The organism is Paenibacillus sp. FSL K6-0276 (genome assembly GCF_037977235.1).
Taxonomy (GTDB): domain Bacteria; phylum Bacillota; class Bacilli; order Paenibacillales; family Paenibacillaceae; genus Paenibacillus_AQ.
In genome coordinates this window covers 5,246,628-5,259,068 of record NZ_CP150276.1, presented here as the reverse complement: position 1 = coordinate 5,259,068, position 12,441 = coordinate 5,246,628, and the positions used below count along the sequence as shown (strand labels likewise).

General features: G+C 44.7%; 8 protein-coding genes. 4 read left to right on the top strand and 4 right to left on the bottom strand.

Features of this window, described 5'->3' with window-relative positions:
* The first annotated feature begins 21 nt into the window (after positions 1-21).
* Entirely contained in the window at positions 22-3,009 is a 2,988-nt protein-coding gene (locus MHH52_RS24730) for an alpha-amylase family glycosyl hydrolase (RefSeq protein WP_340004979.1), read from the top strand.
* Between the two features lie 322 nt (positions 3,010-3,331).
* Here MHH52_RS24730 and MHH52_RS24725 read toward each other — a convergent pair whose 3' ends face one another.
* Complete coding sequence (locus MHH52_RS24725; RefSeq protein ID WP_340004977.1) at positions 3,332-4,363, bottom strand: LacI family DNA-binding transcriptional regulator; 1,032 nt, start codon at positions 4,361-4,363, stop codon at positions 3,332-3,334.
* Between the two features lie 121 nt (positions 4,364-4,484).
* Here MHH52_RS24725 and MHH52_RS24720 point away from each other — a divergent pair, with 121 nt between their 5' ends.
* Entirely contained in the window at positions 4,485-6,185 is a 1,701-nt protein-coding gene (locus tag MHH52_RS24720; RefSeq protein WP_340004975.1) for an alpha amylase N-terminal ig-like domain-containing protein, read from the top strand.
* A gap of 163 nt (positions 6,186-6,348) precedes the next feature.
* Here the strand turns inward: MHH52_RS24720 and MHH52_RS24715 are convergent, their stop codons facing one another.
* Positions 6,349-7,659 (bottom strand): M23 family metallopeptidase, encoded by a 1,311-nt coding sequence (locus tag MHH52_RS24715; protein WP_340004973.1) that lies wholly within the window; start codon positions 7,657-7,659, stop codon positions 6,349-6,351.
* A gap of 66 nt (positions 7,660-7,725) precedes the next feature.
* Here MHH52_RS24715 and lipA point away from each other — a divergent pair, with 66 nt between their 5' ends.
* Positions 7,726-8,631: a lipoyl synthase gene (lipA, locus tag MHH52_RS24710; RefSeq protein WP_340004971.1), complete on the top strand. Its 906-nt coding sequence runs from the start codon at positions 7,726-7,728 to the stop codon at positions 8,629-8,631.
* A gap of 277 nt (positions 8,632-8,908) precedes the next feature.
* The gene (locus tag MHH52_RS24705) at positions 8,909-9,550 is read left to right on the top strand and encodes a YutD family protein (RefSeq protein ID WP_340004969.1); all 642 of its coding nucleotides are present in this window, start codon (positions 8,909-8,911) and stop codon (positions 9,548-9,550) included.
* 234 nt (positions 9,551-9,784) lie between these two features.
* On the opposite strand, the gene MHH52_RS24700 is transcribed toward MHH52_RS24705, so the two are convergent.
* The gene (locus MHH52_RS24700; RefSeq protein WP_340004967.1) at positions 9,785-11,224 is read right to left on the bottom strand and encodes a S41 family peptidase; all 1,440 of its coding nucleotides are present in this window, start codon (positions 11,222-11,224) and stop codon (positions 9,785-9,787) included.
* A 20-nt stretch (positions 11,225-11,244) separates the two neighbouring features.
* On the bottom strand, positions 11,245-12,429 hold the full coding sequence (locus tag MHH52_RS24695) for a copper amine oxidase N-terminal domain-containing protein (RefSeq protein ID WP_340004965.1): 1,185 nt from the start codon (positions 12,427-12,429) through the stop codon (positions 11,245-11,247).
* Between the last annotated feature and the right edge of the window lie 12 nt (positions 12,430-12,441).

The window sequence follows — 12,441 nt, the reverse complement described above, 5'->3', positions numbered from 1 at the left end:
TAAGAGAGGGAGATGCACGCAATGAAACGTAAGTTATGGTATGTACCCGTTCTAATTACATCTATTCTTCTTTCTACCGTGATTAATTTGTTTGTCTTAACACCGCAAAAGGCTGAAGCGGCCAGCATCGGCACGATTAATGAGAACGACACTATTTATCAGATTATGGTTGACCGATTTAATGATGGAGACACTTCCAACAATGCTACTGGTGCGGCAATTCGCTATGGAGAAAACTCTGAAGAAGATTTCCGTTATATGAAAGGCGGAGACTGGCAGGGGATTATCGACAAGCTATCATATATTAAAAATATGGGCTATACCGCGATTTGGATTTCCCCAGTGGCTGAGCCACAAATGACTAACCGGGAAAACAATGGTACTGGTAAAAATACAGCCTATCACGGATACAACGTTAAGAACCCTAACGCTGCCAATCCATACTTCGGAACTAAGGAGAAGCTGAAGGAGCTTGTAGATTCCGCACATGCGCTTGGCATCAAAGTAGTGATTGACGTTGTGCCAAACCACATCGGTGATTATATGCTTGGTACCCAAGCCTATTATGATATCCCATCATTGCAGCCAGTGGCTCCGTTCAATAATCCAGCATGGTACCACCATAATGGAGATATTAACTGGTCTCTAGCGGATGGAAGATATGATCAGTGGGCGCAGGATTACTTAGAAAATCATGATTTGGGCGGGCTAGATGACATTGATTTCGATGTTCCTGCGGCTAAGCAGGCGATATTCGATTCTATCAAAGGCTGGTTTGATTATACAGGCGCTGACGGTGCGCGTGTGGATGCTGCCAAGCTGATGAAGCCAACAGATATTGGTGAACTACAAAATTATCTGGGCGTTAATACATTTGGCGAGAATTTCGACGGTAATGCTGAATTTGTCTCACGTTGGGTCGGAAACAACAAGGAGTGGGGCATGCTCGATTTCCCAATGTTCTTCTCCGTACTTAACAGCTTTGCTTATGGGCAGTCTTTTGAGTCCAATATCAAAAGCACCTTGGCACAGGATTCCTACTACAACGGGAATGCCAATCACATGGTTACCTTTATTGATAATCATGACCGCAACCGTTTTCTCACGGAAGCCGGGGGAAGCGTAGATAAGCTGCAGAACGCTTTGACCTTTATTTTTACCGTTCGAGGAACACCGGTTGTCTTCCAAGGGACAGAGCAGAACAAAGGCAATGGCAACAGTCAGATTATGACGGGCGGTATTGCTGATACTTGGAACCGTTGGTCTATGGTGAAACGGGATGCAAGCGGAAACGTGATCGAGAACTATTTTAATGAAAATGCCAGCACCTACAAACACGTAGCCAAACTTAATGAGATTCGTAAAAATAACCCAGCACTACGTACAGGTACTCAACGTGAAATGTGGGCTGCACAGAACTTATATGCTTTCTCACGTCGTATCGACAGTGGAACTAATCAAGGCCAAGAAGCTATCTCCGTATTCAGTAATCAATCTAATGGTTCGCAAACGGTAACCATCCCACTGCGCGCTGAGAGTAGTTTGACCGCAGGGACAGTTTTGTACAATCAGCTGAATACTGCAGATACAGTGACCGTACAATCGGGCGGAGTAACTGGCAAGCAAATTATTGTAACCGTAGGTGCGAATTCAGCCAAAATCTATGCGAAACAACAACAGCCAACAGAAACAGTTCCTCCAACTACGCCAACCAACGTAACCGCAACTGTTCAAAATGCATCTAGCGCTTTGATCAGCTGGACGGCTTCTACCGACAACGTAGGCGTAACTGGATATGAAGTTTATCGTAATGGTATCAAGGTAGGCACAACGGCAACCACTTCCTATACGGACAATGGATTATCCGCTAGCACTACCTATAACTACACGGTAAAAGCATTTGATGCCGCAGGCAATCTATCTCTTCTTAGTGCGATTGCATCTATTACAACACCAGCAGGGAACAGTGTCACGATTTACTATAAGCAGGGTTATACCTCGCCTTATATTCATTATCGCCCTGTAGGAGGAACATGGACGACAGCTCCGGGTGTAGCTATACCTGTATCTGATGTAGCAGGATACAACAAAATAACGATTAATATCGGTTCAGCCAGCCAGCTTGAAGCATGCTTTAACAATGGCAGTGGCACATGGGACAGTAACGGGGGTAGCAATTATCTATTCGGTACTGGAACCTGGACTTATACGCCTACAGGAAGTATTACGTCGGGTGGACCAGTGACACCAACGTCGACACCAACACCAACGCCAACGGTAACGCCGACACCAACACCGATACCGACAGTAACGCCAACGCCGACACCAACACCAACACCAACACCAACACCAACGGTAACGCCAACACCAACGCCGACAGTAACCCCAACACCAACGGCTACACCGACTGGCAACACGGCAACGATCTATTATAAGAATACGGCTTATAGCAGCTCGTACATTTATTACAAGCTGGACGGATCGACAGTCTGGACGACGGCTCCTGGTGAACAGCTTCAAGCTTCTACTTTCCCAGGATACAAGGCGATCACAATTCAGCTCGGCACTGCAGCCGGACTGAACGCAGCCTTTAATAATGGCAGTGGTACATGGGATAGCAATGGCGGCAGTAATTATTATTTTGCTGCTGGAACCTGGAGTCTGGTGAACGGTAGTATCAGCGCAGGGGAACCTCAAGCAGACAGTGTTACGTTCCGTGTAAACGTTCCAACGGCTACTCCGGCGAGCGGACCTGTGTATCTTACGGGTACCTTCAACAGCTGGAATGCAGCGGATCCAGCCTATCAACTGACTAAAGGTAGTGATGGGGTGTATTCCATCACACTGAGCTTACCAGCAGGAACAGCGGTGCAATATAAGATTACACGGGGCGCTTGGACTAATGTGGAGGTAAACTCGAACGGATCGGACATTTCCAATCGAACGCTAACTCCAGCAGGTGGCGCTCAAACAGTGAATCTGACCGTACAGCGTTGGAAAGATCTATGAGTTGCTATTCAAGTGGATCATAATATCTTTCAGATGACAAGGAGCGGCTCCCGTGTGGGGCCGCTCCTTGGTAAGTAGTACGAAGCTTTTTCATTGCAGAAGGTACAATAGAATTTCTCTATTAGAACTGAAAGAATGAATTTACTGTACTTTGTGCAATAGAATTGAATTTGATCCATTTTACAACGAATTCTATTGCATCAAATGCAATCAAACTCATCAAGTTTCATCAAACTCGATCAAGCTCCATTGGTCTGCTCTCCACCAAATGCAATGAAACCAATTCAGCCTTTCTTAGCAGACCTAATTCTAAGTAGTCCAATTACGAAGTTCCCCCAAAGAATTTGGTTCTCATCGTAGATTGACGGGGAATTAGTTCTGGCTCCATTAGCAAATGCTTGTGGGGCATATCATTGCCACGAATGCGTTCCATCAGCAGCTGCCCTGAAGATACACCCAGCTTGAACGTGTCAATATTAAGCGAAGTTAAAGGAGGTGTTGTATAACGGGACAGAGGATATTCATCGAAAGCGGCGATGCCGAGTTGCGACGGAACATCAAGTCCCAGTGTTTTTGCGGCTTGAAGCACCCCAAAGGCTACATAACTGTTCATGCACACTACTGAGTCTGGTCGTTCTTCGCGCTGCAGAAGCTCAAGTGCAGCATGATAGCTGTCATGTTCATCTGCCTTGCAGTTAATAATCCATTGCTGGTGAACGGTAAGGTCAGTCTGCTGTAATGCGCTTAAGTATCCACCTAGGCGATGGGTATAAATCTTTTCCTGCTGCTGCCCGCCTATGAAGGCTATTTTAGAATAACTCTGTTCGACGAGATGCTCGGTCAGCATGCTGCCGCCTGCTTCATTATCGAAATCAACCCAACTTCCGGGGGCTATAATCTCTCCAATGGAGATGTAAGGAAACTTCAGTTGGTTCAGTTCTTCAGATAGCTCTTCTGTCAGCACAGAGTTGTTGGCAATAATGCCGTCGACACGTTTGCTAAACACAAGTCTATTTAGAAAATGCCCTTCCGGACTACTATGTTGCACATTGGAAATGGTCAGCTCATATTTTAAAGGTGCAATTACGCTCTCTACTCCACCAATAATGTTGTAGAAGAATTGGTTTAGAAACTCACTTTCTTTAGACATATCGACCAGTAGACCGATATTGCAGCTGCTTTGTCTGGCTAACCCAGTAGCAATACTGCTTGGTGTGTAGTTCATTTGCTTCATAATCTCTCGAACCTTTTGTTTCGTATCCTGTGATATTTTTGGGGAATCATTTAGTACTTTAGATACAGTAGATTTGGCCACATTGGCTGCTTTAGCAATATCAGAAATCGTTACTTTCATCGTCGTCCCTCATAACTTGAAAACGGTATTTGTAACCATAATAACACAAATTTAGCAGTCTCTCTAATGATGTAAGATCAGATAGATAGAACGATAAAAGTATAGAAGGAGTCCATAAGTTATGTCTCAATCATGGTTTTTATATCATACGAGTGAAGATCCATTTGCCTATCCTGTAGGCATGGGTATCCTGAAGCTCAGACTATTCACACAAGCTGGCCAGCAATTATCCTGTACCGTTATCCACTCAGACCGTTATGATTCTCCAGGACAGGAAGTTCCTTTGCAGATGGATCGGATCGGATCGGCCGGTATTTATGAGATTCATGAAGCAATTATTCACACCAGCACTAGAAGATGCAGATATCTATTTCATATAGCGAATGCCGCGGGACAGTATGTCTGGTATGGAGAGAGGGGCTCATCTGAGAATCGGGAACGTGCGGGTTCTTTTCAATATGCATACCTTCACCATTCTGAGGCTTTGAAGTTACCTTCATGGAGCCAGGATGCGGTGACCTATCAAATTTATCCTAGCAGCTATAATGGTGGAACAATAAAGGGCATTACGGATAAAATACCCTATCTGCAGCAGCTTGGTGTGAACTCTATTTACATGACGCCTGTATTTGAGTCTCCTTCCGAGCATAAATATAACACCTCCGATTATTATAAGATCGACCCTGCATTCGGTGATGTAGACGGATTGAAGGCGCTGGTCAGTGAGGCGCATCGTCATGGAATTAAGGTCATTTTGGATGCCGTGTTTAATCATTCGGGAGATCACTTCTTTGCTTTTAAAGATGTGATGGAAAAAGGTGAGCAGTCTTCGTATAAAGATTGGTTCTTTATTCGTTCTTTTCCCGTTACACAGACGCCTGCGCCGAATTATGAGACATTCGCTAAAGCTGAAGCGCATATGCCAAAGCTGAATATGGATCATCTTGAGACGGCTAATTATATGATTGAAGTTGCCAAGTATTGGATTCGTGAAACAGAGATCGACGGCTGGCGTCTTGATGTAGCGAATGAGGTCAACCCAGCTTTTTGGTCCCGATTTCGGCAAGAACTCAAGTCTGAATTTCCTGAAATCCTACTCATTGGAGAGATAATGCATGCTTCTGGGCCCTGGCTTAGAGGGGATCAATTTGATGGTGGTATGAATTATGTGCTTCGGGATGCCATGCTGGAATTCTTTGCAGAGCAGTCAACAGGGCCAGATCGCTTTATGGAGCAATTACTCCATCAGGAGGCGTTGTATAATGACCAGGCGAATTCGGCTATGTTTCAGTTGATTGGCAGTCATGATACGTTGCGTTTTCTTACAGCATGTAAGGAAGGGGGACGTGGCTGGGACCGCGAGAGCACCGCAATACAGCGCATGAGGTTGGCAGTTTTTTTTCAGATGACCTATATCGGTATTCCAATGATCTATTATGGGGATGAGGTTGGGATGGAAGGGGCCACGGACCCTCACTGTAGAAAAGCTATGGTATGGCAAGAGCAAGCTCAGAATACAGCGCTGCTGAAATGGTATCAAGAACTGATCTTCTTAAGAAAAAGCTGTGATATTCTACGAAAAGGCACGTTTCGTCCTTGGTTCACAGATGAAGTCCGTAATGTGCTCGGTTATACGCGGGGTGTGGGTCAAGAGAAGATTGGGTTAATTATCAATAATTCTCCGAACGCGTACGAGCTTGAGCTTAATGCATATCGTTCGGATAAGAATGTGCTAACCGATTTACTGTCAGGAGCAACTTTTAAAAATACTAACAAGCTTATAGTGAGCATTGAACCGTTTGGCTGTTTAATGTTGTATTAAATTAGTATAAGGCCTCTCTCCAAAGAAGGGGCCTTATTGTTCATCAAGAAACGGGTGTCATCTCAAAAGGATGGCGAAGCCGATTCTTTTTAAAAATATAAGAAAGTATAAGTTTCACGCTATACATTATCCTTATATTTCTCGCATAAACGCTTACCGTCCTTTAGGGACGCTGAAGGCGTTTTTCCTTGTTTGTAGCACTCTTTTTATTTTTGTTCTTTAGGTCTCTATACTCCTGATTCTCCCATTGTTTTAGCAACGGAAAAGGGTCAAAAGCCCATTCAGTAATCCCTCGGTCACGGTAGATGCCAAAATGTAGATGTGGCGGGAATTTCCCTTGTGTTCCTGGATTTCCGTAGCCTGAGCTGCCAACCCAGCCAATGATTTCACCTGGTGAGACGATATCTCCACGCGAAATAGATTTGTTATACCCGGATAAATGGGCGTAATAATGGTAACGGTTCTCGATATCGCGAATCCCAATTCTCCAGCCACCATAGCGGTTCCAGCCTTTAGTTTCCACTAGGCCAAAGCAGGTGCTGCGTACCGGCATGCCTTGAGGTGCAAAGAGATCAGTCCCTTCGTGGATACGAGCTCCACCCCAGTTTCTGCCGGTTCCCCAAGTGCTGCGATAAGAATAAGAATTACTTAAGGGAAGTGGAAAAGCATTACCTGATAGGTCAAGCCGCCCAAAATGTTCATATAGCCTGGCGAACTGAGCTATGCGCTGAGAGGCACGGCCATTGTGATAATACTCCCAAATACCGATACTGAAATCATTAGCTGAATCACCATATTTCAGCAAGTGTCTAGCCATACTATATAGAACGTCAGCATCATTCTCTGGATCAGCGATTGCGTCTCCTGATCCATCACTGCCAAAGCCGTCAAAGAAGCTGATGGATTCCGGGGAAGTATCCTCCTGATCCGGGTTGAGTGGACCGGACCATACGGGTGATGGAATCTTGATTCCTGTAAGACGGTTGGAAACGGGCTTGTCTGAGGACCCTTTTTTGGCGATGGTGCGTTCATATTGATCAATGGCTGCGAATCTAAACCAAGGGATTCCAGTGGCTGCACTCAGTTGATCATAAATCCCCCTACGGGCAGACCATATGGATTCCTTGCTAGCATTAACGGGATTGCCGCTGCTTTCCACCGGTTGGACTGTAGCCTGTACTGCAGCTGCTGGAACGGGAAGGTCTAAACCACCCCAAAGGATAGCAGCCGCGGACAGACACAACATGGTTCTCCGGTTATTAATATTCTTAAATAGGGCCAGCAAGATAACAGCCTCCTTTTGTCCGGGCGTAGAATTGAATGCAGGCACTTCGGTTGAAGCTTTTGTTATAGATTGAAGCAAAAAGCTACTTTTTATCCGTTCTTGTCTAAAGGTACCAGTAAATTCTCCGCCGGAATCTAAGTTGGCATGCCTTGCATATTTCACAAAAACAGGCAATTGTAAAGCGCACATGGTATAATATGATGCAGCATCTTTCATCTGCAGCATCACATTCAGGAGGAAGCGGGGTTTATTATTTTGACGAATAAAACAGCAAAGCAACCTAAGCCGGATTGGATTAGAATCAAGCTAACTACCGGTGATAACTATCAGGAAATCAAGAGCATGATGCGTTCTAAAACTTTACATACCGTATGTGAAGAAGCTAGGTGTCCAAATATATATGAATGCTGGGCAAATCGAACGGCTACCTTTATGATTCTTGGTGATATATGTACTCGCGCATGTCGTTTCTGCGCTGTGAATACAGGGCTGCCGACAGAGCTGGACCTGCAGGAGCCTGAACGTGTAGCAGAAGCTGCAGAGGGAATGAACCTTCGCCATTGCGTGGTGACCAGTGTGGCCCGCGATGATCTTGCGGATGGTGGCGCCCAGATTTTTGCTGAGACGGTAGCGGCAATCCGTAAACGCCTTCCGTTATGTAGTGTTGAAGTACTTATTCCAGACTTCTTGGGAGACCGGAATAGTCTAGAGATTGTTATGAACAGTAATCCGGACATTCTTAATCATAATATCGAGACGGTGGAACGGATGTCAGATCGTGTCCGGGCTAAAGCGAAGTATCGCCGTTCGTTGGAGCTGCTGCGCAGAGCCAAGGAGATTAAGCCTGACATTCCTACCAAATCAAGCATTATGCTTGGAGTCGGTGAAGAGTGGGATGAGATTTTACAAGCCATGGATGATTTGCGAGCCGTAAATTGTGATATATTGACTTTAGGACAATACTTGCAGCCTTCTCCAAAGCATTTGAATGTGGAGAAATATTATCCACCAGAGGAATTTGCGCTGCTTAAGGAAGAGGGATTGAAGCGTGGCTTTAGCCATGTGGAGTCAGCCCCGCTTGTTCGCAGCTCTTATCGTGCGCATGAGCAGGTGAAGTCTGCCGCTCAAGTTCGTGAGGAGCGTGCGGTTTCTTCTAGTTAATTTTTTATTTTTCAAGGTAGCAGGGGGCAGAAGGAGCGGAGCGATCTGAGGCTCCCCACCCCTAGGTTACACATAAAAAAACGTTGATTTGAGTCATTGGAGAGAAATGTTGGAGCTGTAGGAGCGTAGCGTTCGCCTTTGTTGATTAATTTCAACCGCTGAATGCGGTTCAAATAAAAGAAATTAATCAACAACAGCGACCGAAAGCCCAATTTTTCTCGCAAATGACGGCATAATCAACGTAAAGACCCCCAAAGAAAGGCAGGCGACAAAAGGTTTGATCGTTATAGGCGGAAAAGGCTACGAACTTATGTTAGATCATAAGGATGGTTGGAATCCGGAGGCGTTTCGCGGAAGATATAGCGAGGTGCTGGAAAGATACGACTACATTATTGGTGACTGGGGTTACAGTCAGTTGCGTTTGAAAGGCTTTTACCGGGATAACCACCCTAAGGTGAATCGGGATACAGCGATTTCTGGCATGGTCGATTATATTAATGAATACTGCAATTTTGGCTGCGCATATTTTGTGTTGCATAAGTTAAAAGAGGTACCACAAGAAGGCTTGTTCAAGGATATTCTGATCAAAGAAATACCAGAGCCGAGTGAGGAAGACGATTCGGAGCTAGAAGCTGAAGATAATGATGGAGCGGCTACAGAAAAAGAGTTCTCCTCTAAAGAAACGTCATCTAAGCAAGGTTCGAATTCATCTGCTGCATTTAAAGAGATGACTTCTGCTAAGGATAGACCCTTGAGAGAACATCAAAGCCGAAATCATCGGGGTAAGGATTCGCAGGGGAAGAAATCCAAAAAGGAATTTCAAAGCAGACCGCCACAAGGTCAGTCCCAGAAGCCCCAAAACACACAAAAGCCTCAAAATAATCAAAATACTCAAAACGCAGAAAATCCACAATCTTAATGATGAAAGCTGAACCATAAGTAGAGTCCTTCTACGAATGAGGCAGCTTTTTTCTAAATATAAGAATGTATAAGTTTCACGCTATACATTATCCTTATATTTCTCGCATAAACGCTTACCGTCCATTTGGGACGCCGAAGGCGTTTTTGCTTGTTTGAAATGGATATCGTACAAAACATAAAAGCAGCAAACCTCCCTCTCTGGAGAATTGCTGCCTTTTCATGTTGTTATGGATTATTTTACAGATAATTTCAACTGTTTCTGTGCAGTATTGTAACTCCACACAAGTGCCGGGAACTTCTTCTTAAAGGCATTTAATTCAATGTAGGTCTCACCATTCTGGGAAAGCGCCTCTTTGGAGGAAAGCGTAAAGCCGGTGGCGGTGCCTGTTCCGTTCTTTACGATAACCTTCTTGTTCTTAGCATCCCACGTGATCTCGCCTTCGACAAGCGCAGCCAGCACAACCGAAGAAGCATAAATCTTATCACCCTGCTTCACCAGACCGACATTACCAGCAAAAGGAACGCCATTGATATTCAAGATATGATGATCTCCGGTGACTTCTAAAGTCTTCATTCCAGCAATCTGCAGGGCGGTAATCAGCTGTGCAGTTTTGCCTTTAACCTCAATATCCGGTGCAAGACCGATGTGATTAAAGTCTTCTTTCTTAGGGGTTAGATATTTCTGCGTGGTCAATTTCAGCATGTCGCCATTAGACACCTTAAGTAGGCTTTGAATACGCGCTTTGCCGTAAGAACGAGTGCCTACGACAGTAGCCAGTTTGTTGTCACGTAGGGCGCCAGTAAGAGCTTCAGATGCACTTGCAGTGTATTCGTTGGTTAGAATTACAACGGGTACACCGATTTTACTGCCACTAGTAATCGTTACAGGAGTTAGTGCGCCACTTTGATCAGAGGTATACATCATGATGCCTTTATCCATAAAGTTAGAGGCAATGTTGTATGCCGAATCCATATAGCCACCCAAGTTATCACGTAAATCAAGCACTATGGATTTCATTCCCGCTGCACGCATCTTCTTCAGCATAGCGGCGAATTCTTCATCAGAATTCTGGGTGAAACCACTGAGCGAAATATAGGCAATCTTCGGTCCGATAAGGGTTCCAAAAACGGAAGTCGAGTTCAATTCATTTCGGGTGACAATATAATTTTTAGAGACGCCATTTCTGAGAATCAATAGGGTGACCTTGGTGCCTGCGGCTCCACTCAGTTCGGAATCATCCGTTTCGTCAACAGGTATTCCATTGATTTTGAGAATCGTATCGCCGCGTTTCAGGCCTGCCTTTTCAGCAGGAGAACCTGGAGAAATTTCTTCGATGTAGAGTTCTGTCGGCGTATATTGTAGTTTAACACCGATGCCAACGTATTCGAGATCAACAGCATGTTCAAATTGTGCGGCTTCCTCGGAGTTGAAGTATTGGCTGTATGGATCGTCCAGTGTGTTCACCATGCCGTCAATGGCTCCGCGAATCAAAGTATCCTTATCTACATCTGAAAGGTTGTAGTTCTCCAATAACTTCATCACTTCATTGATAAGATCACTGTTGTCTGTGGAAGCTTTAGCGGCATCAGCAGCTGAAGCTAGTGGAGCAAATGTAATAGATAAAGCTAGACAGCTGGTTAACAGTGCACTTATTACTTTTTTGGATTTCATGGAATCAAACACCCTTTTTATTAGGATTTCACAAGTTTATTGTAGACGTTATATGTGGTATCGATTGTCCATACACCGGTATCCGACTTGGATAGAATATAGATAAGACCCTGCTCGTAAGTCTCCTCTTCACTAGCTTCCTTGTCTTTGCTTTCTACATATATCGCTGCTTCTTTGGCACTGTAAAAATAGACATTTGAAATGCCTGGAGTATAGGTAATATCGTACGAAGCGAAGAAATCATCCAAATCTGCCTTGAGAGAGGAATCATATTCTTCACCATAAGAAGTCATCGTGGTAAGAACTGCGGTAGGATTCTCTTCGTTCATTGCTTGATAATATTTGGTAATAGTTCCTTTAATGGCATCCGTATCATTTTGAGGGATGTTGGCTGCTGGTTTTAGGGCTTGTTCACGAGTAAGGAGAATGGTCGAGCTTTGGGATTCCACGGATGATATCTTCCAGCTTCCGTTCTTGCGGACCAGGGTATATACGTATTCATCCTCTGTATCTGGAGTATAGGCCCCACCTATTCTGCGAGAACTTTCCAGCGTATACACAGTGGCTTCGTCAGCTTTAAAGTCGAGGATTTCCAAACTATCAATAGTATTTTTTATGTCGAAAGCTTTAAAAGATTCATTGAGCTCGGCCACTGATTCCGTGTAAGAGGACTCAGAATCCATAAGGGAGTAGAAGCTAGTAGCTTTTTCTTCATTGAAATACTGATTAGACAAACGGATTAATGCTGTAAAGGCTGCTTCGTCCTTATCTTTGGAGACAGGAGTAGTAATCTGTACACTTCTACTGGTGGAATTCCAGACGGCTGTGCCTCCTGTTGCCTCGGCGATAAAACGCAATGGGATGTATGTAGTGCCAGCTGAGGAGACTGGTGCGGTGGTTAGTTTTTTTACGGTTCCGTTAACAGTAGCGCGGTTGCTGCCAATTTTGAGGGTAATCGCAAGATTTGAACTTTTACCTGTCACCGTTCCAGTCTTGGCATCCCAGAGGACTTGAAGTCCAAGCTTCTCAAAGACGACCCGAAAAGGTACAAGTACAGAATTGTTCGCTAAGTATGGGGATCCAGCAGTGAAGGAAACCTTACTACCGTTGATATAAACATCAATCGGTTTCGAAGCTGCAAAAGCCGGGACCGCAAGTATGAGGGCCAGTAGACTTATGCTAAAGAGGGAAAATAATCTTTTCAACAGTACTCTCTC